This window comes from Silanimonas sp. (genome assembly GCF_044377035.1).
Taxonomy (GTDB): domain Bacteria; phylum Pseudomonadota; class Gammaproteobacteria; order Xanthomonadales; family Xanthomonadaceae; genus Silanimonas.
The window spans coordinates 1-24,230 of record NZ_JBILJW010000014.1 but is presented as its reverse complement, the minus strand read 5'-3'; the positions used below and the strand labels follow the sequence as shown (position 1 = coordinate 24,230).

Sequence of the window (24,230 nt, the reverse complement as noted above, 5' to 3'; positions counted from 1 at the left end):
GTCCAACCGGGTGGGCATGATGGCCGCGATGCGATGGCTCCCTCTGATCGTCTGTGCCTTGGGCCTCGGAGGCTGCGCGACCCTGCCGCGCGAGGAGGCCGGCACGCCGCCGCCCTTGGCCGAGGACTTCGTGGGCCAGACGGTGGCACAGCGGACTTGGTTTCCCGCGCGCGAGCTCGCCTTCGACCCGATCCGGCTTGGCGAAACCATCCCGCTCTCGCCCCTGCCCGTGCATGCAAAGCTGGTGGGCGCGAACAACGAGGATGCCGTGGCCTCGCTGGCGGCGAAACTGTGGCTGATCGACAACGCGCGCCATTCGATCGACCTCGTGTACTTCATCTTTGCCCGCGACGAAGCGGGCTACGCGATCCTCGGCGCGCTGTGCAACGCCGTACGGCGCGGCGTCGACGTGCGGATGATGATCGACTCGGTGGGCTCGCTGAGCGCCACGCATGCCGAGTTGCGCGGCCTGCAGTCCTGCGCTGAAGAAGCCGGCAATTTGACCGACCCGGAAGGCCGGCCCACGACACACCGGGCACGCGCCCAAGTCGCCATCATCAATCCGCTCTCCAGCCCTTTCGTGCGCTGGAACCGGCGCTCGCACGACAAGCTGCTGGTGGTCGATGGCCACCAGCGCGAGCTCGCCTACGCCATGACCGGCGGTCGCAACGTCTCGCTCGACTACTACGGCATCGATGCCCGCGGCGAACGGGACCCGCACGCGTTCCAGGACGCCGAGCTGCTGGTGCGCGCGCGCAACACGGAAGGCATGGCGGTGGGCGACGCGGCGACCTACTACTACAGCCTGCTGTTCCTGCAGCCGGGGACGCGATTGCTCGATCCACCACGCCCGGGATCGCGACGTGCCCGCGAACAGCGGCTCCAGGCGGAGGAAACCCTGGCCCGCGTGCGCGCCTGGCCCCTGATCCGCGACGCCCTCGCACGAATGCCCGGCTGGCTGAATGAGGGCGCCGTCGAGGCCGATGTCCGCATGGCCCATGAGCTGGGCAACCTCTACCGCCGACGCGCGGTGCGCGGCGTCCGGGAGAACCTCGAGGCCAACCGCAACTCGATCCAGCGCCAGTGGATCGAAATGAACCAGGCGAACCCGCCGAAGCACCTCAGGATCGTCAGCCCGTATTTCTTCTTCGCCCAGTACCGCCTCACCCAGCGCGGCCCGGCCTTCGACGGTGCGGCTACCCTGCTGGCGCTGGTCGATCAGAATCCGGAAATGCAACTGGAGCTGCTCACCAACTCCGTCGTCAGCAGCGACAACCTGCTGACGCAGGCCGTGATCGACATGGACACCGCCCCGCGCCTGCTGCTCGACGAGGCCGGCCTGCGCGAGTGGCGTCGGCGCGCGGGCGATGGAAGCCTCGACGAACTGGCCCGGGACGAAGCATGGCAGGCGCTGATGAACCACCCGCGGGTCCACGTCTACCAGCTGGGTGGGCTGGATGCGATCGCCATCGGTGGCGACGTGGCCTACGGCAAGCTGCATGCGAAGTTCATCGTCGCGGATGATCGGGGCTTCATCGGCACCGACAACTTCGATTACCGCTCGCGCCTGTTCAACAACGAGTTCGGGTACTTCTTCCAGAGCCCGGCGCTGGCCGGCGAGCTGGTGGCGGAGTTCGAGGCCCTGAAGCGGCGCTCCCTGCGCTGGGGCTCGCCGGAGTGGATCGAAATGCGCCGGCGGGTGATCGACGCTGGTGGCACCACCGGCCTCACCACGCGCTGGCAGCGGGCCATCCACGGCCTGTCCAAGATCACCGGCCTCCACTGGCTGTATTGAGCCTGCCGCTTGCCCGGGGCGCTTTCCGCCACCATTGTGTGCCCCCCACGTTCCACGAATCGCCACCCATGTCCTTCACCACCGCCGCCCTCGAGGGCACCAAGGCCGAGCAGTACGCCCAACTCGTCGACCAGGCCCGTGGCCTGATGCACGGCGAGCCCGACCGCACCGCCAACGCCGCCAACCTGTCCTCGCTCGTCTTCCACGCCCTGCCCGACCTCAACTGGGTGGGCTTCTACTTCTTCGATGGCAAGGAGCTCGTGGTCGGGCCCTTCCAGGGCCTGCCGGCCTGCGTGCGCATCGCCATCGGCAAGGGCGTCTGCGGCACGGCGGCGGCCACGCGCCAGACCCAGCTCGTCCCCGATGTCGAGGCGTTTCCGGGCCACATCGCCTGCGATTCGGCCTCGCGCTCGGAAGTGGTGGTGCCGCTGTTCAAGGGCGAAACGCTGGTCGGCGTGTTCGACATCGACAGCCCGGTGCTCAACCGCTTCGACGCCGACGACCAGCGCGGGCTGGAAGCGCTGGCGCAGGCTTTCCTCGACACCCTGGCCTGATCGCGATGGCGGCGCCGGAGAAGCTGCGCAACATCGGCCCGAAATCGGCAGCACAGTTGCGCCAGGTTGGCGTGCGCACGCTCGACGATCTACGCGCGCTCGGCAGCCTCGAGGCCTTCGTCAAGCTGAAGCGAGCCGGCTTCAAGCCCTCGTTGAACCTGCTCTATTCGCTGGAGGGCGCCCTGCTCGAGTGCCATTGGCAGCAGGTGCCCGATGAGCGCCGTAGCGAACTGATCCTCGCCGCCGATGCTGCGAGTGCCGCGCTGCCCAAGGCGCAGCCGCGCTGGTTCAGTGGCGGCAACGCGCCGGCGGGCGCCGTGGCCGGGAGTGACGGCGACGGCGAGCCGAATGCCGACGCGGACGAGACCCCGGCGGACGACGGCGGGAGCGACGGCGGCGGCGACTGAGGACCGTCGCCCTTCGCTTCCACGGCCTCGGGATGGCAGGCTGGGGTTCCGCACCTGACTGAGGATTCCCCATGCGCCTCGTGATCGCCGCCTTCGCGGTCCTCGCCCTTGCCGCCAGCAGCCTGCTCCAGGCCGTGCCGCTCGAGAACAAGTGGCGCCTGCAATTCAGTGGCAACGCCCGCTCCGACGGCACGCTGGTGCTCGCGATCACGCCGAGCCGCGGCGAAACTGTGACCGTGCCGATCGAGGTCGCTGCCGGCACGCGCGAGAACATGGTCGCCAAGCGCGTCGTCGACGTGCTCCGCGAGGCCATCGGTGCCGACTACAAGGTCGAGCGCGACGACGGCGAAGACGTGCTGGTAAAGCGTCGCCTCGGCCGCGATCGCTTCAACGTCACCGTCGTGAGCAACTCCATCCGCGGCGTGCGCCTGAACCTCGACCAGGAGTGACCTCGCGGAAGGCCGCGCGGGCAAGGGCTTGCCTTCGCAGCGGGATCGGCGAGGATGACGGTCCCACCTCTCTCACGGACCCTTTGCCATGCCCTGGACCCTCGGACTGCTGCTGACGGTCGTCGTCATCTGCGGGCTGCTGTTCGCCTCCGGCGAGGCCGGATTCCGCTGGGGGCGCCGACAGCTGGTGCGTGAAGGCCAGGACGCCGACAAGGGGCTGGGGGTCATCGAGGGCGCGGTGTTCGCCCTGCTCGGCCTGCTGATCGCCTTCAGCTTCTCCAGCGCCGGTGACCGTTTCGAGACGCGCCGCCTGCTGATCGCCGAAGAAGCCAATGCGATCTCGACCAGCTACCTGCGACTCGACCTGCTGGGCAGCGACCTGAGTGCGCCGATCCGGCCGCTCTACCGCGACTACCTCGAGGTGCGCATCGCCGAGAGCAAGCACAGCGATGACGCGCCGGCACGTGCGGGCTCGCAGGCGGCCACCGAAGCGCAGCAGGCGCGCATCTGGGCCGCCGTCAACGCCGCGCTCGAGCAGAAGGGCCAGCCCGCGCTCGCCATGGCGCTACTCGGCCCCTTGAACGAGATGATCGACATCACCACCACGCGCCGCATGGCGGCGATGCTGCACCCGCCGGGCATCGTGTTCGCCGCGTTGGCCCTCGTGGCGATGCTCGCGACCTTCCTCGCCGGCCACGCCCGCGGCCTCAGCGGCCGGCGCAGCCCGCTGCATACCGTGGTCTTCGTCCTCGTCATCAGCGGGACGATCTACAGCATCATCGAATTGGAGTACCCGCGCCTCGGCTTCGTGACGATCCAGGACGCGGACGTCGTGCTGGCCGAGCTGCGCGGGATGATGCGCTGAGCCGCGGCGCTCAACGCACGACGGCGTAATCGCGCGCGTTCTCGCTCCAGCGCGGTGTCTCCCGAATGCGCGGCAGCACCTCGTCGACGCGCGCCACCATCGACCACATGGCGGCGTGTTCGGGATTCATGAAGCGCTCGTCGATCACCTTCTGCATGAAAGCCTGCAGGCCGTCGTAGAAGCCGTTGACGCTGAGCAGCACGATCGGGCTGAAGTACAGGCCAAGGCGCTTCAGCGTGATCGCCTCGAACAGCTCCTCCAGCGTGCCGCAGCCGCCCGGCAGGGCGATGACCGCATCGCTGCCGGTGAGCAGGCGATGCTTGCGTTCGCGCATGTCCTCGACGAGTTCCAACGTGGTGACACCCGGATGACCCCATTCGAGGTCGACCATGAACTTCGGGATGATGCCGATGACCTCGCCACCCGCGGCGATGGCGCCGTCGGCCAAGGCGCCCATCAGGCCCTGCCCGCCGCCGCCATAGACCGTGGTGCAGCCGGCGCGGGCCAGCGTGGCACCCAGTTCGCGGGCCGCGGCGAGATAGGCGGGGTCGACTTTGCCGCTCGAGGCGGCGTAGACACAGATGCGCATGGCGGTATGGCAACAGGCCGATTCGCGCGCGTCAACGGCTGCAGACGGGGGCATTCGGCGTCCGACGCAAAAAAAGTGCGGTTTTTTTCGCGTGGGGGCTCACTTTTTGCCGCGTTTCAGGCGAGGATTGGCAGGTCCGAGCCGACCGCGGGTCGCCGGGCCGGTCCCACCACCGATCCACGGAACCAAACGAGAATCCATCACATGGCAACCAAGAAAGCTGCGAAGAAAGCCCCGGCCAAGAAGGCCGCCCCGAAGAAGGCCGCCCCGGCTGCGCCGAAGGCCATCAAGGAAACGCTGAACAAGACCGGCCTCGTCGCGCACATCGCCGAAGCCGCTGGCGTCGCCGCCAAGGACGTCCGTGGCGTGCTCGCCGCGCTCGAAGGCGCCATCGTCGGTTCGCTCAACAAGAAGGGCGCCGGCCAGTTCGTGCTGCCGGGCCTGCTGAAGATCACCTCGGTCAGCGTTCCGGCCAAGCCGAAGCGCAAGGGCATCAACCCGTTCACCAAGGAAGAGCAGTGGTTTGCCGCCAAGCCGGCCTCGACCAAGGTCAAGGTCCGCCCGCTGCGCAAGCTGAAGGCCGCCGCGGAGTAATCCTGCGCGCGCCGCGGCTCGGCGCCGAACGCGGCGCAGACGCCTGAAACGCCGAACGGCCGGTCCCTCGCGGGGCCGGCCGTTTCTTTTTCAGATCGCCCCGGGACGACCTGATGCATCCGTACCGCCGAAGGACAGCGCCGTCGCCGCGATCACGCTGCCAAGCAGGGCGAGGGCCATGTCCTTCTGCGCGTCCCAGATGTCGCCCTGGGTGCCGAGGAAGGCCATGCGGAGATCGCCACCGAACACCACGGCGGCGCCCCACTCGATCAGTTCGTAGAGCAGGGAATGCGAGGTGACGAAGCCCACGGCCAGCAGCCATCGCCAGAGACGCGTGGTGGGCGCCCGCGCATCGACGATGTCGAGCGCCGCCGGGATGGCGAGCAGGCCGTAGAGGAAATGCACGAGCCGGTCGTAGTGGTTCCGCTCGAAGCCGAACGCCGCATCGGGCGAGAACCCCAACCAGGCTTGGCACCAGGCATCGACCGGCACCTCGGAGTAGGTGTAGTGCGATCCAATGGCATGGAACACGAAGAACACGAACAGCGCGACGTAGCTGACGTTCCGCAGGCGCAGGCGCGAGGACGACCAGACAAGTAGCGGGATCGCGACGAAGACCAGCACGTTCTCGAGCCACCAGTCCGCGCGGTGCTTCGGGGCGATGGCCAAGGCACCCCAGACGACGCCATACGCAAGGAGCAGCGCCGCCGGAACGGCGCGCTTCGACGCAGGGAATGAGGCGCTGGCCAAGAGGAGGTCCGCCGATCGGCTTCGGACCTCCCGGACACTACTCCACCGTCACCGACTTCGCGAGGTTGCGCGGCTTGTCGACGTCCGTACCGCGCGCCAACGCGGTGTGGTACGCGAGCATCTGCACCGGGATCGCGTGCACGACCGGCGACAGCGGCCCCACGTGGCGCGGCGTGCGGATCACATGCACGCCGTCCTCTTCGCCGAAATGGCTGTCGGCATCGGCGAAGACGAACATCTCGCCGCCGCGCGCGCGCACTTCATGGATGTTCGACTTCACCTTCTCGAGCAGGGTGTCGTTCGGCGCGATCACCACCACCGGCATCTCGGCGTCGACCAGCGCCAGCGGGCCATGCTTCAGCTCGCCGGCCGCATAGGCCTCGGCGTGGATGTAGGTGATCTCTTTCAGCTTGAGCGCGCCTTCCAGCGCGATCGGGAAGTGCAGGCCACGACCGAGGAACAGCGCATGGTCCTTGGTGGCGAACGCTTCAGCCCAGGCCGCGATCTGCGGCTCGAGGTTGAGTGCATGCTGCACGCTGCCCGGCAGGTGGCGCAGCGCGTCGATGTACCCGGCTTCCGCCTCGGCATCGAGACGCCCACGGGCCTTGGCGATCACCAGCGCGAGCGCGAACAGTGCGACCAACTGGGTGGTGAACGCCTTCGTCGAGGCAACGCCGATCTCCGCACCCGCGCGGGTAAGGAACTGCATCGCCGACATGCGCGGCAGCGCACTCTCGGCCACGTTGCAGATCGACAGCGTGCGGTGGTGGCCTTCAGCGATCGCGTACTTCAGCGCCTCGAAGGTGTCGAGCGTCTCGCCCGACTGCGAAATGGTGACGACGAGGTTGCCGGGGTTCGGCACGATCGGGCGATAGCGGTACTCGCTGGCGATATCGACGGCGCAGGGCACGCCGGCGATGGCTTCGATCCAGTAGCGCGCCACGAGGCCCGAGTAGTAGCTGGTGCCGCAGGCGAGGATCTGCACGCCGGTGACGCCGTCCATCAGTTCCGCGCCACGCGGCCCGAACAGCGCTGGCACGAAGCCGGTCTCCAGGATCGGCTCGAGCGTGTCGGCGATCGCGCGCGGCTGCTCGTGGATCTCCTTCTGCATGAAGTGGCGGTACGGGCCCAGCTCCAGCGAGGCGAGCGAAACGCCGGACACCTGCTCCTTGCGCTGCACGGCGGCACCGTCGGCGTCGAACACGCGCAGACCGTCGCGCTTCACTTCCGCGACGTCACCTTCTTCGAGATAGACGACACGGCGCGTCTGCGCCACGACGGCGGAAACGTCGGAAGCCACGAAAGCTTCGCCATCGCCGACGCCGATCAGCAGCGGGCAGCCCATGCGCGCGGCGATCAGGCGCGACGGATCGGACTTGGCGATGATGGCCAGCGCGTAGGCACCGCGCAGCTCCTTCACCGCGGCCTGCGAGGCCGCAAGCAGGTCGCCGCTGGCGCGCAGGTGGTGGCGGATGAGATGTGCGACCACTTCGGTATCGGTCTGCGACGTGAACACGTAGCCCAGCGACTTCAGGCGATCGCGTTGTTCCTCATGGTTCTCGATGATGCCGTTGTGCACCAGGGCGAGTTCGCCGTCGCTGATGTGCGGATGGGCATTGGCCTCGGTCACGCCGCCGTGGGTGGCCCAGCGCGTGTGGCCGATGCCGATGTGCGCGGCCAAGCCTTCTGCGGCGGCGGCGGCTTCCATCTCGGCCACGCGGCCGGTGCGACGGACGCGCTTCAACTCGCCATCCAGCACGGCCACGCCGGCCGAGTCGTAGCCGCGGTACTCCAGGCGCTTCAATCCATCGACCAGCACCGGCACGACATCACGACCGGCGATCGCTCCAACGATTCCGCACATTGATTACCGCTCCACAGAAATCAGGGGGCGCCCAGTGTAGCGGCCGTGAAGGCAGCAGCATGACGCGACGACGGTGGAATTCTGTCCACGCGCGGGCGGCCGCAGCCCGCCGCGGACGCCGGACGGACGACCGCGGACACTGGCACCTCGTCGCAAGCCACTGATATAGAAGGGAAAACCGATTGGCACGCGACGTGCTAGGGAAGAGCCATTCCCTCACGACGTCCGCGCCGATGATCCCCGACACCTCCGCCCAAGACCGTACCGTCGCCGCGCCGAAGCGCCGCCTGCCGTGGCTCGCCATCGGCGCCACCGCCGGACTCGTGGCGGTGCTGGTGGCGGTTTGGGCCTGGGCCGGCGCCGGCCGCTCGGTAAGCGCCGACCGCCTGCGTATCGCCACGGTCGAGCGCGGCTTGCTGGTGCGCGACGCGCAGGTCAACGGCCGGGTGGTGGCGTCGGTGAGCCCGACGCTGTACGCGCCGGCGGCGTCGACGGTGAACCTGAGGACGCGCGCCGGCGCCACGGTGAAGCAGGGCGATGTGCTGGCCACGCTCGACTCGCCGGAGCTCCGCGCCGAGCGCGACCGCGAGCTCGCGACGCTGCGGGGCTTCGAGGCCGACGTGGCACGCCAGCGCATCCTCGCGCAGAAGGCCCGGCTGCTGGCCGCGCGCACCGCCGATGAAGGCCGCCTCGCCCTGCAGACGGCCCAGCGCGACGCCGAACGCACGGCCCGAGCCTGCGAGCTGCAGGCCATCCCCCGCGCCGACTGCCTGCGCTATGCCGATGCGGTGGAAGCGGCGCAGGTGCGCGCCCGCCACAGCGAGGCCGATGCCGGTCTCGAAGGGCAGAACGCCGCGCTGGAATTGAAGAGCCGCGAGGAGGCCTTGGCCCGCCAGCGCGCCGTGGTCGCCGACCTCGAGCGCCGCGTCAGCGACCTCGATCTGCGCTCCCCGGTCAACGGCATCGTCGGCAGCATCGCGGTCGCCGATCGCGCGGTCGTCCCCGCGAATGCGCCGCTGATGACCGTGGTCGATCTCTCGCAACTCGAAGTGGAACTCGAAGTGCCGGAGACCTACGCCGACGACCTCGGTCTCGGCATGCGCGTCGAAGTGCGCATCGGCGCCCAGACCGTCGGCGGCGAGCTCATGACCATCGCGCCCGAAGTCCTGAACCGCCAAGTCCTTGCGCGCGTCCGCCTCGACGCACCGCCGGAGGGCCTTCGCCAGAGCCAGCGCGTCAGTGCCCGCGTGCTGATCGAGGAGAAACCCGATGTGCTGAAGCTGGCACGCGGCCCTTTCCTCGAAACCCAAGGCGGCCGCTTCGCCTACGTGATGGACGGCGGCGATGCCGTGCGCCGGCCCATCAGCGTCGGCGCCACCGCCGTCGGCGCCATCGAAATCGTCGAAGGGCTGCGGGAAGGCGAGCGCGTGGTCATCGCCGGCACCGACCTTTTCGAAAACGCTGAACGCGTGCAAGTCAACGAGTAGCGCCACGCGGCCTTGCGGCCTCGGCACCCCTTCCCCTCTCTACCTTCCGACGGAACCCCACATGCTTACGATGAAACAGCTCTCCAAGGTCTACCAGACCCACATGATCGAAACCCACGCCCTGCGCGGCATCGACATGGCCGTTCGCGAAGGCGAGTTCGTCGCCGTCACCGGCCCATCGGGTTCGGGCAAGACCACCTTCCTCAACATCGCCGGCCTGCTCGAGGAGTTCACCGGCGGCGAGTACCACCTCGATGGCGTCGATGTCCGCGGCCTCGACGACAACCAGCGCTCGCGCCTGCGCAACGAGAAGCTCGGCTTCATCTTCCAGGGCTTCAACCTGATCCCCGATCTCAACCTGTTCGACAACGTCGACGTGCCGCTGCGCTATCGCGGCTTCAAGGGGCCTGAGCGCAAGCAGCGCATCGAGGAGGCACTGGCCAAGGTGGGCCTCGCCTCGCGCATGAAGCACTATCCGGCGGAACTCTCGGGCGGCCAGCAGCAGCGCGTCGCCATCGCCCGCGCGCTCGCCGGCAGCCCGCGCCTGCTGCTCGCCGACGAACCGACCGGCAACCTCGACACGCAGATGGCCCGCGGCGTCATGGAACTGCTCGAGCAGATCAATGCCGAGGGCACGACCATCGTGATGGTGACGCACGACCCGGAGCTCGCCGCGCGCGCCCAGCGCAACATCCACATCGTCGACGGCCAGGTCGTGGACCTGCAGCGTCTCGCCGCGGCCTGAGGAGTCCGACGCAATGTTCCGCTACCACCTCAAGCTTGGCCTCAAGAGCCTGCGCCGCGCGCCGGTGCTCACCGCACTGATGGTGCTCATCCTCGCCGTCGGCATCGGCACCAGCATGACCAGCCTGACCCTGCTGCTGGCGCTCTCGGGCGACCCCGTGCCACAGATGAGCGGCAAGCTGTTCGTGCCACGCCTGGATGCGCGGCCGCTGGAAAGTTACACCGCCGGTGACGAGCCCGACTTCCAACTGGGCTACATCGATGCCCGCAATCTGCTGCGCGACGCCAAGGGCACGCGGCAGACCGTGCTGTTCGGCATCGCCCCCGCGGTCGACAGCGGCCGTGATGATCTTCAGCCCTTCTTCGAGGACGGCATGACGGCCACGCGCGATGCCTTCGCCATGTTCGACGTACCTTTCGTCGAAGGCGGCCCTTGGAGCGCCGAGGACGACGCCAACGCCGCGAAGGTCGCCGTGATCGGGCAAGACCTTGCGCAACGCCTGTTCCCTGGCGGCAAGGCGGTGGGCCAGCGCATCCGTCTTGACGCGCGCGACTACACCATCACCGGCGTCATGGGCCTTTGGCAGCCGGTGCCGAACTACATCCGCGTGTATGGCAGCAGCGCCACCGGCCGCCCCCAGCAGCTGTGGATTCCGTTCAGCACTGCCGTGCAGTTCGAGTACAGCAACAACGGCACGACCAACTGCCAAAGTGTCCCCGAGCCGGGCTACCAGGGCTTTCTGGACTCCGAGTGCACCTGGTTGCAGTACTGGGTGCAACTGGACGATACCGACCAGGTGCGGGCCTACCGCGACTACCTCTCGGCCTACGTGGCCGAGCAGAAGAAACTCGGCCGCATGCCGCGCCCACCCAACATCGCATTGCTGCCCCTGATGGCGCATCTGGAGAAAGCCGGCGTCGTCGGCAACGACCAGCGCCTGTCGAGCTGGTTGGCCTTCGGCTTCCTCGGCGTCTGCCTGGTGAACCTGATGACCCTGATGCTGGCCAAATTCACCGCGCGCCACGGCGACATCGGCGTGCGTCGCGCACTCGGCGCCACCCGCGCCCAGATCTTCCAGCAGTACCTCACCGAAGCCGGGGTGGTCGGCGCCGTGGGGGCCGTGCTGGGCGCGGCACTGGCCTGGTATGGGGTGCATCTGGTGGGCCGGGCGACCGCAACCGCCGAAGACTTCTACCGGATGGACCCCGGCCTGCTGGCAAGCAGCGTCGTGCTGTCGGTGCTGGCCGCGCTCGTGGCCGGCCTGTTGCCCACCTGGCGCGCCTGCACGGTGCGCCCCGCCCTGCAATTGAAGAGCCAGTGAGGCCCGCCATGGAACTCCGCCCCATCCTTTCGGCCATGCTGCGCAGCAAGACCGGCGTCCTGCTGATCGCGCTGCAGATCGCCCTCACCCTCGCCATCCTGACCAACGCCCTGAGCGTCATCGACGACCGCCTGCGCGAAGCCAAGCGCCCCAGCGGGTTGGACGAGGCCAACACCTTCCACCTCGCAGTGATCGATCGCGAGGCCAAGCTGGGGGATGGCGTGGTCGACAACGATCTCGGCCACCTGCGCGCCCTGCCCGGGGTCGAGGCCGCCGCCTGGGTGAGCCAGGTGCCACTGATGCAGTCCGGCAGCAACAACGGCTACCAGCGCCAGCCGGACCCGTCGGGTGACTATGTCATCGCGACGAACTACATGGTCGATGCCGAGGCCTTCAAGGCTTGGCCGCTTCGTCTGACCGAGGGTCGGTCCTTCGGTGCCGATGCGATGATCGAGGTCGACCGTACGCTGCCGGGCCAGCCCGCACCGAGGGTCGCCGTGATCACGCAGGGCCTCGCGCGCGCGCTCTGGCCGGATGCAAGCGCTGTGGTCGGAAAGAGCTTCTACGAGGGCTCGGCAAGCGTGCCGATCGAGGTCATCGGCGTGGTCGAGACGCTGGTGTCCCCCTGGGGTCGCGGATGGAACGATGGCAGCAATGCCGTGCTGTTCCCCGTCGTCGAACGCCAGCGCTACAACATCTACGCGGTGCGTACGGCGCCCGGGCAACTTGACCGGGTGATGAAGGAGGCCGAAGCCACGCTTCTGGCCCAGGTGCCGGGGCGGATGGTGTCCTACAACGAGGCAATGGCCGAGACCCGCGCCGACCGCTACGGCGGCGAGCACACGCTGGTCAACGGCCTGCTGGTGGTCGTCGCCCTGCTGCTGGTGATGACGGCGAGCGGCATCGTCGGCCTGGCCTCGCTGTGGGTGAACCAGCGCCGCAAGCAGATCGGCGTGCGTCGCGCGCTCGGCGCGCGCCGCGTCGACATCCTGCGCCTGTTCGTGACCGAGAACGTGATGATCACGGGCATCGGCATCGTGGTGGGCTGCGGGTTCGCACTGGGCCTCAATGCCTTGATGATGGACCAGCTCGAGTTGCCGAAGCTGCCCTTGGGGTATCTCGGGCTGGGTTCGGCGGTGCTGCTCCTGCTCGGCATCACCGCCGTGCTCGGCCCCGCACTGCGTGCCGCCTCGGTGCCGCCGGCGGTGGCCACGCGGAGCGCCTAAACTCGGCCCATGCCCACCCTTCTCGTCATCGACGACAACGCCGGCGTGCGCACCGCGCTCGAGGTGCTGTTCGATCTGCACGGCCTCAACGTCCTCGGCGCCGAAAGCCCCGAGGACGGCCTCGCCCTGCTCGACGCCCACCGCGTCGACCTCGTGCTGCAGGACATGAACTTCACCGCCGACACCACGTCGGGCGAAGAAGGCATCGCCCTGTTCCACGAGATCCGACGCCGCCACCCGGACATGCCGGTGATCCTGCTCACCGCGTGGACGCAGGTGGAAACCGCGGTGAGCCTGATGAAGTCCGGCGCGGCCGACTACCTCGGCAAGCCCTGGGACGACCACAAGCTGCTGGCCAGCGTGCGCAATCTGCTGGAACTGTCCGACACGCGTCGCGCGCTGCAGCAACTCGCCGGCGCCGATCGCCGCCGCCGCGCCGGGCTCGACGGCCGCTTTGACCTGCGCGGCATCGTCTATGCCGACCCAGCGATGGAGCGCGTGCTGCAGCTCGCCACGCAAGTGGCTGGCGCGGACGTTCCGGTTCTGATCACCGGCCCGAACGGCAGCGGCAAGGAGAAGGTCGCGGAAGTGTTGCAAGCGAACTCCGCGGTGCGTGAAGGACCGTTCGTGACGCTCAATTGCGGCGCCCTGCCCTCCGAGCTGATCGAAGCCGAACTGTTCGGCGCGGAGGCCGGCGCCTACACCGGCGCCACCAAGGCCCGCGAAGGCAAGTTCGAAGCCGCAGACGGCGGCACGCTGTTCCTCGACGAAATCGGCAACCTTCCAGCGGCCGGGCAGATGAAGCTGCTGCGCGTGCTGGAAACCGGGCGCTTCGAGCGACTCGGCAGCAATCGCGAGCGGCAGGTCAAGGTGCGCGTCATCAGCGCGACCAATGCCGACCTTGCCGCGATGATCCGCGACGGTCGCTTCCGCGAAGACCTCTACTACCGATTGAACCTCATCGAGCTGCGCGTGCCGCCGCTGGCGGAGCGCCCGCTCGACGTGATCCCGCTCGCCGAGCACTTCCTCGCCGGCAGCGGCAAGACGCTCGACGACGGCGCACGCCACGCGCTGCGTGCGCACGGCTGGCCCGGCAACGTGCGCGAGTTGAAGAACACGATCGCGCGCGCGGCCCTACTGTCGTCCTCGCCGACGATCACCTCCAACGACCTTGGGTTGCCTGCCTTCGCCGCCGACACGGCCGCTCGTAGCAACGACGCCCCGATGGATGCCGACGAACCGGATCGCGCCAGCATCGAAGCCGCGCTGAAGCGGCACCGCGGCGTCCTCGCGCAAGCGGCGGCCGAACTCGGCCTCTCGCGCCAAGCGCTCTACCGGCGACTTGAGCGCCTGGGCATCGACCGCGAGTCGGCGTCGTGAGTGGCTTGCCCTCGTCCGAGGCGGCGCCGTCGTGATGCGCTGGCGGCTCTCGCTCGCGGGCCAGTTCGCGCTGCGAGTGCTGCCCGTGCTCGCGGGTGGCATCGCGCTCGCGCTGGCGCTGCAGGCCTGGCTCGGTGACGCCCTGCTGGCCGGTGCCATCACCGTCGTCGCGAGCGGCCTCGTGCTGCTTTGGCTGCTCGGCGCCTGGCTGTCGCCGGTGCGCTCGCTGATCCGGGCCCTCACCGGCACCGCGCTCAGCTACCGCGACGGCGACTACAGCTTCGGCCTGCGCTGGCCGCGCAACGACGAGCTCGGCGACCTCGTCGCTGGCCACAACGCGATCGGCGAAGCCCTGCGCGAGAAGCAGCTGCAGCTGGTGCAGCGCGAGCTACTGCTCGACACCATGGTGCAGAACACGCCGGTGGCCATGCTGTTGCTCGACGCGCAGCAGCACGTGGTCTTCGCCAACGTCGCGGCGCGCAAGCTGCTGGGCGAAGGCCGCCGCCTCGATGGCCACGCACTGCACGGCCTGCTCGGCGCACGCGACGATGCCTTGTCGGAAGCCCTCCGCCACGGCGCCGCGGGCGTGTTCAGCACCGGTGACGGCGAAGACGACGACGTCTACCACCTCGCCACCTCCGCCTTCCGCCTGAACGGCCGCGAGCACACCCTGCTGCTGGTTCGCCAGATCACCACCGAGCTGCGCCGGCAGGAGGTGCAGACTTGGAAGAAGGTGATCCGCGTGATCAGCCACGAGCTCAACAACTCACTGGCGCCGATGGCCTCGCTCGCGCACAGCGGCGCCGAGTTGGCGCGACGTGGCCAGATCGAGAAGCTGCCCACGGTGTTCGCCACCATCGAGGAGCGCGCCCGCCATCTCGACGGCTTCCTTCGTGACTACGCGCGCTTCGCCAAACTGCCGCAGCCGCGCATCGAAGCCCATGACCCCGCGGTGCTCGTCGAGCGCCTGCAGAGCCAGATCCCTTTCGAGGTCGACAGCGACATCCCGCAGGAACCGCTGCGCGTCGACGGCGCGCAGTTCGAACAGGCCCTGCTCAACTTGCTGAAGAACGCACACGAGGCCTGCCCGCCCGAAGCTGACGTGCGGATGCGCCTGCGCCACCTTGGCGGCGACTGGCGCATCGAGGTGCTCGACCGCGGCACCGGCATGAGCGAGGCGGTGATGGCCAATGCCCTCGTGCCGTTCTATTCGACCAAGCGCAGCGGCACCGGCCTCGGCCTCGCGCTGGTGCGCGAGATCATCGAAGCCCACGGCGGGCGGATTGGATTGAGCAATCGAGACGGCGGCGGGCTGTGCGTCAGCCTCGTCCTGCCTGGCTGATCAGACCTTCTTCACCGGCCGCTGCCACGCGGCGATGCTCACCTGCTTGCCACGCGCCACGGTGAGCTGGCCTTCCGGGGCATCCTTCGTCACCACCGAGCCCGCACCGATCGTCGCCATCGCGCCGATCGTCACCGGCGCCACCAGCGAGCTGTTGCTGCCGATGAAGGCACCGTCGCCGATGGTGGTGGTCCACTTGTTCACGCCGTCGTAGTTGCACGTGATGGTGCCCGCGCCCACGTTCACCTTGGCGCCGATCACTGCATCACCTAGGTAGGTGAGGTGGTTGGCCTTGCTGCCCTTGCCGAGCACGGTCTTCTTCGTTTCGACGAAGTTGCCGATGTGCACGCCCTCCGCAAGCTGCGTGCCGGGGCGCAGGCGAGCGAAGGGGCCGATGGTGCAGTTCGCCTCCGCGACCGCGCCCTCGAGATCACTGTGCGCGGCGACAACAGTGCCGGCGCCGAGCGTCACGTCCTTCAAGCGGCAGAACGGTCCGACCACGACGCCGTCGCCGAGTTCGACGCGGCCTTCGAGGATCACGTCGACATCGATGCGCACGCCCTGCCCGACCACGACCGTACCGCGCTGGTCGAAGCGCGACGGATCAGCAAACTGCACGCCCTGCTCGGAGAGCGCCTTTGCGCAGCGACGCTGGTAGGCGCGCTCGAGTTGCGCGAGCTGCCACGGGTCGTTCGCGCCTTCCACTTCGCCGGCATCGGCAACGCGGACGACCGCCGCGGGGCCACCCTCGGCCGCAGCTGCCGCGAACACGTCGGTGAGGTAGTACTCGCGCTGCGCGTTCTCGTTGCGCAGGTTCGCCAGCCAGCGCTTCAGCGCGGCACCCTCGGCCGCGATCAGGCCGGTGTTGATCGTGCGCACGGCGCGCTGTTCCGGCGTGGCGTCCTTCTGTTCGACGATGGCCTGCACGCGGCCGCCTTCATCGACGAGCACGCGACCGTAGCCCGTCGGATCGACGAGCTCGGCCACCAGCACCGCCAGCTTGCCCTCGGCGGCCACGAGCGGACGCAGTGATTCGGCGCGGACGAGTGGGACATCGCCATACAAAACGAGCACGCGCGCATCGTCGGGCAATCCCGGCACCGCCTGCTGCACCGCGTGTCCCGTGCCGAGTCGCTCGGCCTGCTCGACCCAGGCAAGGTCCGCGTCTGCCTTGAAGGCCTCGCGCACTGCTTCACCGCCATGGCCGTAGACGACGTGGATGCGCGCGGCGCCCAGCGCGCGTGCCGTGTCGATCACGTGGCCGAGCATCGAACGCGTGGCGATCGGCTGCAGCACCTTCGGCAGCGGGGACTTCATGCGCTTGCCCTCGCCGGCGGCGAGGACGACCACGTGCAGGGGGGAGGTCATGGCGGGGATCCGTTCTTTGGAGGGCGCCATTCTAGAGGACGTGATGGCGATCACACGCCGCGCACCTCGTTGGTTGACCGCTTTCGACGCGCGCGGCGGAAACGCGAACGCCGGCCCTAGGGCCGGCGTTCGGTGTCGCGAATCACCGCCGTCGCCGGCGGGTCGCCTTAGTGCTTGAGGTTCTTCCGCAGACGCTCCAGCGCCTGCAGCTGCGCCATGGCCTCGGCCAGCTTGGCCTGCGCCTCGGCGATTTCCATCGCCTCGCTGCGGTTGGCCAGGATGCGCTCGGCTTCTTCCTTGGCCTTCTTGACCACGGCTTCGTCGAGGTCATCGGCACGCACGACGGTGTCGGCCAGCACGGTGACGACCTGCGGCTGCACCTCGAGGATGCCGCCCGACACGTAGAAGTCGAGCTTCTCGCCGTTCGGCTGGGTCACGACGACCTTGCCCGGCTTGATGCGCGTGATCAGCGGCGCATGGCGCGGAGCGATGCCGAGCTCGCCCAGTTCGCCAGTGGCCACGACCAGCGTCGCGTCGCCGTGGAAGATTTCCTTCTCGGCGCTGACGATGTCGCAGCGGATGGTGGTGCTCATGCGAATGCTCCCGTGAGGACGGCGGCCTTAGGCCGCCATCTTCTTGGCCTTCTCGAAGGCTTCGTCGATGCCACCGACCATGTAGAAGGCCTGCTCCGGCAGGTGGTCGCACTCACCTTCGACGATCATGCGGAAGCCGCGGATCGTTTCCTTGAGCGTGACGTACTTGCCCGGCGAGCCGGTGAACACTTCGGCGACGTGGAAGGGCTGCGAGAAGAAGCGCTCGGCCTTACGGGCGCGCGACACGACCTGCTTGTCTTCTTCCGACAGCTCGTCCATGCCGAGGATCGCGATGATGTCCTTCAGCTCCTTGTACTTCTGGAGCGTGGCCTGCACCTTGCGCGCGGTCTCGTAGTGCTCGACGCCGATGACGTTCGGGTCCAGCTGGCGCGAGGTCGAGTCCAGCGGGTCGACGGCCGGGTAGATGCCGAGCGAGGCGATGTTTCGCGACAGCACGTAGACAGCCTGGATCGAGGTGATCGAGCCGGTCTTCGTCGAGGTGATGCGCTCCTGCAGGACGCCCATTTCCTCGGCGAGCGTCGGCTGGTAACCCACGGCCGACGGCATGCGGCCCAGCAGCGCCGACACTTCGGTACCGGCCAGCGTGTAGCGGTAGATGTTGTCGACGAAGAACAGGATGTCGCGGCCCTTGCCGGTCGCCGGATCGATGTCGTCGCGGAAGTACTCGGCCATCGTCAGGCCGGTCAGCGCGACGCGCAGGCGGTTGCCCGGCGGCTCGTTCATCTGGCCGTACACCATCGCGACCTTGTCGAGGACGTTCGAGTCCTTCATCTCGTGGTAGAAGTCGTTGCCCTCGCGGGTACGCTCACCCACGCCAGCGAACACCGACAGACCTTCGTGGGCCTTGGCGATGTTGTTGATGAGTTCCATCATGTTGACGGTCTTGCCGACGCCGGCGCCGCCGAACAGGCCGACCTTGCCGCCCTTCGCGAAGGGGCACATCAGGTCGATGACCTTGATGCCGGTCTCGAGCAGCTCGTTGCCACCCGCCTGGTCGGCGTAGGCCGGCGCAGCGCGGTGGATTTCCCACGAGGTGTCGGCGGCGATCGGGCCGGCTTCGTCGATCGGACGACCCAGCACGTCCATGATGCGGCCCAGCGTGCCCTTGCCCACCGGCACCGAGATCGCGTGGCCGGTGTTCTCGGCGACGAGGTTGCGCTTCAGGCCGTCGGTCGAGCCGAGGGCGATGGTGCGCACGATGCCGTCACCGAGCTGCTGCTGGACCTCGAGCGTGATTTCCGTGCCCTGGACCTTCAGCGCGTCGTAGACCTTCGGCACCTGGTCACGCGGGAACTCGACGTCGACGACGGCGCCGATGATCTGAACAACTTTGCCCTGGTTCATGGTGGGTTCCTCAAAAGAAAGCTGGTGGAGGGCGCGCCGCTTAGACCGCTGCGGCGCCGCCGACGATTTCCGAAATTTCCTGCGTGATCGCAGCCTGACGTGCCTTGTTGTAGATCAGGTTCAGGGTGCCGATCAGCTTGGTGGCGTTGTCCGAGGCCGCCTTCATCGCGACCATGCGGGCCGCGTGTTCGGAGGCGAGGTTCTCGAGCACCGCCTGGTAGACGAGCGATTCCACGTAGCGGGTCATCACGTCGTCGAGCACGGTCTGCGCGTCCGGCTCGTAGAGGTAGTCCCAGTCGTGCGTCGCTTCGAGCGACTCCGACGCCGGCAGCGGGAGCAGCGGCGAGAGCGTCGGCTTCTGCGTCATCGTGTTGATGAAGTCGTTGAAGCACAGCGTGACGCGGTCGATCTTGCCTTCCGTGTAGCCGTCCAGCATCACCTTGACGACGCCGATCAGCTGCTCGACCTGCGGGTTCTCGCCGAGGTGCGTGACCGAGGCCAGCATCTCGACCTTGAGGCGACGGAAGAACGTGGAAGCCTTCTGGCCGACGCAGACCACGTCGATGCCCACGCCCTTGCCCTGCCACTCGCGCATGTCGGCGAGGATTCGGCGGAACAGCTGCGAGTTCAGGCCGCCGCAGAGGCCGCGATCGGTCGAGACGATGATGTAGCCCACGCGCTTGACCTCGGCGCGCTCGGCCATGAACGGGTGCACGTAGTCGGCGTTTGCCTTAGCGACATGGCCGACGACCTGCTTCATGAGACGCGCGTACGGACGCGAGGACTTCATCTTGTCCTGCGCCTTGCGGATCTTGGATGCCGAGACCATCTCGAGCGCGCGCGTCACCTTGCGGGTGTTCTGCACGCTCTTGATCTTGGTTTTGATTTCGCGACCGCCTGCCATGGTGTCCTCCGGTCAGGGCGCGCTGGCCGCGCGTCCTGCCCCGTTGTCGTTCGTCAGAAGCTGCCGGTGGCCTTGAACTCGGCGATCAGGGCCTTGAACTGGCCTTCGATCTCCTTGTCCCACGCGCCCGAGCTGACGATCTTGTCCATCAGCGCGCCCTGCGTGTTGGCGGCGTGCGCATGCAGGCCGGCCTCGAAGGCACCGATCTTGGCGAGCGGCACGTCGTCCATGTAGCCCTCGTTGACGGCGTAGATGGACAGGGCCATCTGCGCGATCGACATCGGGGCGTACTGCTTCTGCTTCATCAGCTCGGTGACGCGCTGGCCGCGCTCGAGCTGCTTGCGGGTGGTTTCGTCGAGGTCCGAAGCGAACTGCGCGAAGGCCGCCAGCTCGCGGTACTGCGCGAGCGAGATACGGATGCCGCCCGACAGCTTCTTCATGATCGTCGTCTGCGCGGCGCCACCGACGCGCGACACCGAGATGCCGGCGTTCACGGCCGGGCGGATGCCGGCGTTGAACAGGTCGGTCTCGAGGAAGATCTGGCCGTCGGTGATCGAGATCACGTTGGTCGGCACGAAGGCCGAGACGTCACCGGCCTGGGTCTCGATGATCGGCAGCGCGGTGAGCGAGCCGGTCTGGCCCTTGACGGCGCCGTTGGTGAACTTCTCGACGTACTCGGCCGAGACGCGGGCCGCACGCTCGAGCAGGCGCGAGTGCAAATAGAACACGTCGCCCGGGTAGGCTTCGCGGCCCGGCGGGCGGCGCAGCAGCAGCGAGATCTGGCGGTAGGCGACGGCCTGCTTCGACAGATCGTCGTACACGATCAGGGCGTCCTGGCCGCGGTCCATGAAGTACTCACCCATGGCGCAACCGGCGTACGGGGCGATGTACTGCATCGCCGCCGACTCCGAAGCCGAGGCCGCGACGACGGTCGTGTAGGCCATCGCGCCGTTCTCTTCGAGCTTGCGCACGATCGAGGCGATGGTCGAGTTCTTCTGGCCGATCGCGACGTAGACGCACTTCACGCCCGACGACTTCTGATTGATGATCGCGTCGATCGCCATCGCGGTCTTGCCGGTCTGGCGGTCGCCGATGATCAGCTCGCGCTGGCCACGACCGATCGGGATCATGCTGTCGACCGACTTGTAACCCGTCTGCACCGGCTGGGCCACCGACTGGCGCCAGATGACGCCCGGGGCCACGCGCTCGACCGGCGAGGTCAGCGAGGCGTTGATTGGGCCCTTGCCGTCGATCGGCTCGCCCAGCGCGTTGACAACGCGGCCGAGCAGTTCCGGACCCACCGGCACTTCGAGGATGCGGGCGGTGGTCTTCGCGACCGCGCCTTCGCGCAGGTGCTCGTAGTCACCGAGGACCACGGCGCCGACCGAGTCGCGCTCGAGGTTCAGGGCCAGGGCGAAGGTGTTGCCCGGCAGCTCGATCATTTCGCCCTGCATCACGTCGGCGAGGCCGTGGATGCGGACGATGCCGTCCGACACCGAGGTGACGGTGCCTTCGTTGCGCGCTTCGGCCGACAGCTTGGCCTTCTCGACGCGCTGCTTGATGAGTTCGCTGATTTCCGACGGGTTGAGCGTCTGCATTGGGGTGCCTCGTTGCCGGCTTAGAGCCGGTTAGCGGAAAGGGAAAGTCTTAATGCGTGAGAGCAGTTTCGAGGCGCGCCAGCTTGCTGCGCAGCGACCCGTCGATGACCACATCGCCGGCGTCGATGACGGCACCGCCGATCAGCGTCGGGTCGACGGCCGTTTCCAGCGCGACATCGGCGTTGAAGCGGCGACGCAGCGCCTGCTCGATCTTGGACTGCTCGTCGCCCGAGAGCGGCGTGGCCGACGTGACCTTCGCGCGCACGACGCGCTCGGCTTCGGCACGGAGCTGCTCGTACTGGCCGGCGATCTCCGGCAGCAGGGCGAGGCGATCGTTCGATGCCAGCACGTCGAGGAATTGCAGGAAGACGGCGTCGCACGACGGCGGCGCCACCAGTCCCGCGGCCTCGGCGCGTTCAAGCGCCGGGTGCGCGACGAGGCCGGCGATGCGCGGATCGGCGGCAAGCTGCGCCGACACCGACAGCGCGGCCGACCATCCCGGCAGGGTGCCGGATTGGCGGGCCAGCGCGAACGCGGCGCGGGCGTAGGGACGGGCGAGGGTCAGGGCCAGGCTCATGGGCGTGTCGTCAGATCTGCGCGGCGAGTTCGTCGATCAGGGCCGCATGGGCCTTGGCGTCGATTTCGCGACGGATCAGCTTCTCGGCGCCGGCGACGGCCAGCGAACCGACCTCGCGACGCAGGGTTTCCTTCGCGCGGAAGGTCGAGGCCCCGATCTCCGACTCGGCCAACGCCTTCTGGCGCTGCCCTTCGGCGATGGCTTCCTGCTTGGCGGCGTCGACGATCTGGGCCGCACGGGCTTCCGCCTGCGCGATGATCTCGTTGGCCTTGACGCGGGCTTCCTTCAGCGCCTCGTTGACCTTGTCCTGCGCCTGCGCGAGGTCCTTCTGGCTACGCTCTGCAGCGGCCAGACCCTCGGCGATCTTCTTCTGGCGCTCTTCGATGGCCTGAAGCAGCGGCGGCCACACCTTGGTAGCGATCAGCCAGATCAGCATCGCGAAGGCCAGCGCCTGCGCGAACAGCGTGAGATTGATATTCATGGGTTCGCTCTGGAAGAACATTCGCGCGCCCCATCCGGGGCGCCCGCAAACACCGCCGGCTCAGGGCCGGCATGCGCGGGGGCGAACCCCCGCGCGAGCAACGCCGCTTAGGCCGCCTGGAAGGCGGTGGCGAGCGGGTTGATGAAGGCGAACATCAGGGCAACACCGACCGTGATGATGAACGCGGCGTCGATCAGGCCGGCGGTCAGGAACATACGGACCTGCAGGACCGGGATCAGTTCCGGCTGGCGGGCAGCCGACTCAAGGAACTTGCCGGCCATCATGGCCATGCCGAGACCGGCGCCGAGCGCGGCCAGGCCGATCATGATGCCGATGGCCAGCGCGGTCGAGGCCTGGACGTTCGCGAGAAGGGCGAGGGTTTCCATGGTGTTACTCCGATGACAATGGTTGAAAGGAAAAGGGTGGAACGAAAACGATTCGGCAGAATCGGGTGCAGCGAAATCAGTGACCTTCTTCCATGAGGCTCAGGTACACGACCGAGAGCATCATGAAGATGAAGGCCTGCAGCGGAATCACGAGCAGGTGGAAGAGCATCCAACCGAAGCCGAGCAGGCTGGACGCCGCCACGCCGACAAGGCCGACGCCGCCCAGGGCCCAGATCAGCAGGAAGAGCACTTCGCCGGCAAACATGTTGCCGAACAGACGCATGGCCAGCGACACCGGCTTGCTCAGCAGCTCGACCGCGTTGAGCAGCAGGTTGGCCGGAAACATCCACTTGCCGAACGGCGCGGTGAAGAGCTCATGGATGAAGCCACCCAGGCCCTTGGCGCGCAGCGCAAAGAAGATCATCAGGAAGAAGACGCTGAACGACAGACCGAAGGTCGCATTCAGATCGGCGGTCGGGACCGGCTTCCAGTACTCGAGGCCGAGCGCATGGAGCGGCATGGCGATGAAGTCCGCCGGGATCATCTTGATGCTGTTGAGCACCAGGATCCAGCAGAACAGGGTGATCGCGATGGGCGTCACGAGGCGGCTCGGGCCGTGGTATGCGTCCTTAGCCTGCTTGTCGACGAACTCGAGCACGATCTCGACGAACGCTTGCCACTTGCCCGGAACGCCCGCCGTGGCCTTGCGCGTCGCGAGCCAGAAGGCGAAGACCATGAACAGGCCGACGACAATCGACGTGGCCAGCGTGTCGACGTGCAGCGTCCAGAACGCGCTACCGTCGTCGACGGTGATCGCAAGGTTCTTGAGGTGGTGCTGGATGTAGCCAGCCGGAGTCAGGTTTTCGCTTGCCATCGCCGCTTCATTGCCTCTTGAACGTCATCATCGCCACGACCAACGCCACCTGGGCGAACAGTAGACCGGCGAACACCGGGAAGACCCTCGGCATCGCCACCACCATCGCCAGCACGAGCAGCGCCGCGACCACCACCCACTTCAGCACCGTCCCGAGCACCACCGCGTACATTGCCGCGGAGCCACTCGGTGCAACGGCGCGCAGCGCATAGAGCGCCGAAACCGCAACACCCGACAAAAGCGCGAACCCGCCGCTGAAGAAAGCCGCAGCAGCCGCCATGTCGAAGACCAGAGCCACCAGCAACGCCGCTGCACCCTGCGCCGCCAGACCTCGCCACCACACCGCCTTCGTCAGCAGACGCTTTTCGACGAGGGCTTGCATGACACGGTCCGGCGCGGGAATGGGACGCCGCTGATAAGGAGCGGGAGTTTAGCATGCCCTCGGAATCAGCCTCAACGGCCTGAAGCACCGGGGACGTTTGCGTTCACAGTCGGTGCACAGCCGTGACCTGTGCCGTCACAACGGTCGATTTGTGTCCCGCCGTTCGACGGGCCGCATTCGTGGCCAGGGGTGTCTGTCAGGGGTGATGGGCCGCCGGATAACCCTATTGCCCGACTACCCGCCCCAACTTTCTCCGCCCCAAAGAAAAACCCCTCCGGGGATCCCGGAGGGGTTTTGGTGTAAGGCCCTGGCGATGACCTACTCTCGCATGCGG

At 67.8% G+C, this 24,230-nt stretch carries 25 protein-coding genes; 12 read left to right on the top strand and 13 right to left on the bottom strand.

Annotated features, from left to right (window positions below; translation table 11 throughout):
- Nucleotides 1-28: 28 nt before the first annotated feature.
- The 5 genes from ACIQ6S_RS09290 to ACIQ6S_RS09270 all read left to right on the top strand — a co-directional run bounded on the left by ACIQ6S_RS09290 (nucleotide 29) and on the right by ACIQ6S_RS09270 (nucleotide 4,070).
- Nucleotides 29-1,795, top strand: a complete 1,767-nt coding sequence (locus tag ACIQ6S_RS09290) for a phosphatidylserine/phosphatidylglycerophosphate/cardiolipin synthase family protein (RefSeq protein ID WP_397608114.1) — start codon at nucleotides 29-31, stop codon at nucleotides 1,793-1,795.
- Between the two features lie 68 nt (nucleotides 1,796-1,863).
- A complete protein-coding gene (locus ACIQ6S_RS09285) occupies nucleotides 1,864-2,349 on the top strand; it encodes a GAF domain-containing protein (protein WP_397608113.1) in 486 nt (161 codons plus the stop codon).
- 5 nt (nucleotides 2,350-2,354) lie between these two features.
- Nucleotides 2,355-2,756, top strand: a complete 402-nt coding sequence (locus tag ACIQ6S_RS09280; protein WP_397608112.1) for a TfoX/Sxy family protein — start codon at nucleotides 2,355-2,357, stop codon at nucleotides 2,754-2,756.
- Between the two features lie 71 nt (nucleotides 2,757-2,827).
- The gene (locus ACIQ6S_RS09275; RefSeq protein WP_397608111.1) at nucleotides 2,828-3,205 is read left to right on the top strand and encodes a hypothetical protein; all 378 of its coding nucleotides are present in this window, start codon (nucleotides 2,828-2,830) and stop codon (nucleotides 3,203-3,205) included.
- Between the two features lie 88 nt (nucleotides 3,206-3,293).
- Nucleotides 3,294-4,070 (top strand): hypothetical protein, encoded by a 777-nt coding sequence (locus ACIQ6S_RS09270; protein ID WP_397608110.1) that lies wholly within the window; start codon nucleotides 3,294-3,296, stop codon nucleotides 4,068-4,070.
- A 10-nt stretch (nucleotides 4,071-4,080) separates the two neighbouring features.
- On the opposite strand, the gene ACIQ6S_RS09265 is transcribed toward ACIQ6S_RS09270, so the two are convergent.
- A complete protein-coding gene (locus ACIQ6S_RS09265) occupies nucleotides 4,081-4,659 on the bottom strand; it encodes a TIGR00730 family Rossman fold protein (protein WP_397608109.1) in 579 nt (192 codons plus the stop codon).
- 204 nt (nucleotides 4,660-4,863) lie between these two features.
- Here ACIQ6S_RS09265 and ACIQ6S_RS09260 point away from each other — a divergent pair, with 204 nt between their 5' ends.
- A complete protein-coding gene (locus ACIQ6S_RS09260; RefSeq protein WP_297867408.1) occupies nucleotides 4,864-5,253 on the top strand; it encodes an HU family DNA-binding protein in 390 nt (129 codons plus the stop codon).
- Between the two features lie 90 nt (nucleotides 5,254-5,343).
- On the opposite strand, the gene ACIQ6S_RS09255 is transcribed toward ACIQ6S_RS09260, so the two are convergent.
- Nucleotides 5,344-6,003, bottom strand: coding sequence for a DUF2238 domain-containing protein (locus ACIQ6S_RS09255; RefSeq protein ID WP_397608108.1), 660 nt, complete (start codon nucleotides 6,001-6,003; stop codon nucleotides 5,344-5,346).
- Nucleotides 6,004-6,040: 37 nt separating this feature from the next.
- Nucleotides 6,041-7,867 carry a glutamine--fructose-6-phosphate transaminase (isomerizing) gene (gene glmS, locus ACIQ6S_RS09250; RefSeq protein ID WP_397608107.1) on the bottom strand — a complete coding sequence of 609 codons (1,827 nt, stop codon included), beginning with the start codon at nucleotides 7,865-7,867 and terminating at the stop codon, nucleotides 6,041-6,043.
- A 233-nt stretch (nucleotides 7,868-8,100) separates the two neighbouring features.
- Between glmS and ACIQ6S_RS09245 the strand changes: the two genes are divergently transcribed.
- From ACIQ6S_RS09245 to ACIQ6S_RS09220, 6 genes are all read left to right on the top strand, one after another.
- Nucleotides 8,101-9,354, top strand: a complete 1,254-nt coding sequence (locus tag ACIQ6S_RS09245; protein WP_397608106.1) for an efflux RND transporter periplasmic adaptor subunit — start codon at nucleotides 8,101-8,103, stop codon at nucleotides 9,352-9,354.
- Nucleotides 9,355-9,415: 61 nt separating this feature from the next.
- On the top strand, nucleotides 9,416-10,099 hold the full coding sequence (locus ACIQ6S_RS09240; RefSeq protein ID WP_298345598.1) for an ABC transporter ATP-binding protein: 684 nt from the start codon (nucleotides 9,416-9,418) through the stop codon (nucleotides 10,097-10,099).
- A gap of 13 nt (nucleotides 10,100-10,112) precedes the next feature.
- Nucleotides 10,113-11,420: an ABC transporter permease gene (locus tag ACIQ6S_RS09235; RefSeq protein ID WP_397608105.1), complete on the top strand. Its 1,308-nt coding sequence runs from the start codon at nucleotides 10,113-10,115 to the stop codon at nucleotides 11,418-11,420.
- A gap of 8 nt (nucleotides 11,421-11,428) precedes the next feature.
- A complete protein-coding gene (locus ACIQ6S_RS09230; protein WP_397574229.1) occupies nucleotides 11,429-12,646 on the top strand; it encodes an ABC transporter permease in 1,218 nt (405 codons plus the stop codon).
- 9 nt (nucleotides 12,647-12,655) lie between these two features.
- Nucleotides 12,656-14,026, top strand: a complete 1,371-nt coding sequence (locus tag ACIQ6S_RS09225; protein ID WP_397608104.1) for a sigma-54-dependent transcriptional regulator — start codon at nucleotides 12,656-12,658, stop codon at nucleotides 14,024-14,026.
- 34 nt (nucleotides 14,027-14,060) lie between these two features.
- Nucleotides 14,061-15,368: a sensor histidine kinase gene (locus ACIQ6S_RS09220; protein WP_397608103.1), complete on the top strand. Its 1,308-nt coding sequence runs from the start codon at nucleotides 14,061-14,063 to the stop codon at nucleotides 15,366-15,368.
- Here the strand turns inward: ACIQ6S_RS09220 and glmU are convergent, their stop codons facing one another.
- The 10 genes from glmU to ACIQ6S_RS09170 form a co-directional block, all read right to left on the bottom strand.
- Entirely contained in the window at nucleotides 15,369-16,736 is a 1,368-nt protein-coding gene (glmU, locus tag ACIQ6S_RS09215) for a bifunctional UDP-N-acetylglucosamine diphosphorylase/glucosamine-1-phosphate N-acetyltransferase GlmU (RefSeq protein WP_397608102.1), read from the bottom strand.
- A gap of 167 nt (nucleotides 16,737-16,903) precedes the next feature.
- A complete protein-coding gene (locus ACIQ6S_RS09210) occupies nucleotides 16,904-17,329 on the bottom strand; it encodes a F0F1 ATP synthase subunit epsilon (protein WP_297867398.1) in 426 nt (141 codons plus the stop codon).
- Between the two features lie 27 nt (nucleotides 17,330-17,356).
- Nucleotides 17,357-18,694: a F0F1 ATP synthase subunit beta gene (gene atpD, locus ACIQ6S_RS09205; RefSeq protein ID WP_397608101.1), complete on the bottom strand. Its 1,338-nt coding sequence runs from the start codon at nucleotides 18,692-18,694 to the stop codon at nucleotides 17,357-17,359.
- A gap of 40 nt (nucleotides 18,695-18,734) precedes the next feature.
- Nucleotides 18,735-19,598 carry a F0F1 ATP synthase subunit gamma gene (gene atpG / locus ACIQ6S_RS09200; RefSeq protein WP_297877539.1) on the bottom strand — a complete coding sequence of 288 codons (864 nt, stop codon included), beginning with the start codon at nucleotides 19,596-19,598 and terminating at the stop codon, nucleotides 18,735-18,737.
- Between the two features lie 53 nt (nucleotides 19,599-19,651).
- Nucleotides 19,652-21,196 (bottom strand): F0F1 ATP synthase subunit alpha, encoded by a 1,545-nt coding sequence (gene atpA, locus ACIQ6S_RS09195; protein ID WP_397608100.1) that lies wholly within the window; start codon nucleotides 21,194-21,196, stop codon nucleotides 19,652-19,654.
- 49 nt (nucleotides 21,197-21,245) lie between these two features.
- Nucleotides 21,246-21,773 carry a F0F1 ATP synthase subunit delta gene (locus ACIQ6S_RS09190; protein ID WP_397608099.1) on the bottom strand — a complete coding sequence of 176 codons (528 nt, stop codon included), beginning with the start codon at nucleotides 21,771-21,773 and terminating at the stop codon, nucleotides 21,246-21,248.
- A gap of 10 nt (nucleotides 21,774-21,783) precedes the next feature.
- Nucleotides 21,784-22,254, bottom strand: a complete 471-nt coding sequence (locus tag ACIQ6S_RS09185) for a F0F1 ATP synthase subunit B (protein ID WP_397608098.1) — start codon at nucleotides 22,252-22,254, stop codon at nucleotides 21,784-21,786.
- Between the two features lie 107 nt (nucleotides 22,255-22,361).
- A complete protein-coding gene (gene atpE / locus ACIQ6S_RS09180; protein ID WP_397608097.1) occupies nucleotides 22,362-22,640 on the bottom strand; it encodes a F0F1 ATP synthase subunit C in 279 nt (92 codons plus the stop codon).
- Nucleotides 22,641-22,716: 76 nt separating this feature from the next.
- Nucleotides 22,717-23,514: a F0F1 ATP synthase subunit A gene (gene atpB, locus ACIQ6S_RS09175; RefSeq protein WP_397597151.1), complete on the bottom strand. Its 798-nt coding sequence runs from the start codon at nucleotides 23,512-23,514 to the stop codon at nucleotides 22,717-22,719.
- Nucleotides 23,515-23,521: 7 nt separating this feature from the next.
- The gene (locus ACIQ6S_RS09170; RefSeq protein WP_397608096.1) at nucleotides 23,522-23,896 is read right to left on the bottom strand and encodes a hypothetical protein; all 375 of its coding nucleotides are present in this window, start codon (nucleotides 23,894-23,896) and stop codon (nucleotides 23,522-23,524) included.
- Nucleotides 23,897-24,230 lie beyond the last annotated feature (334 nt).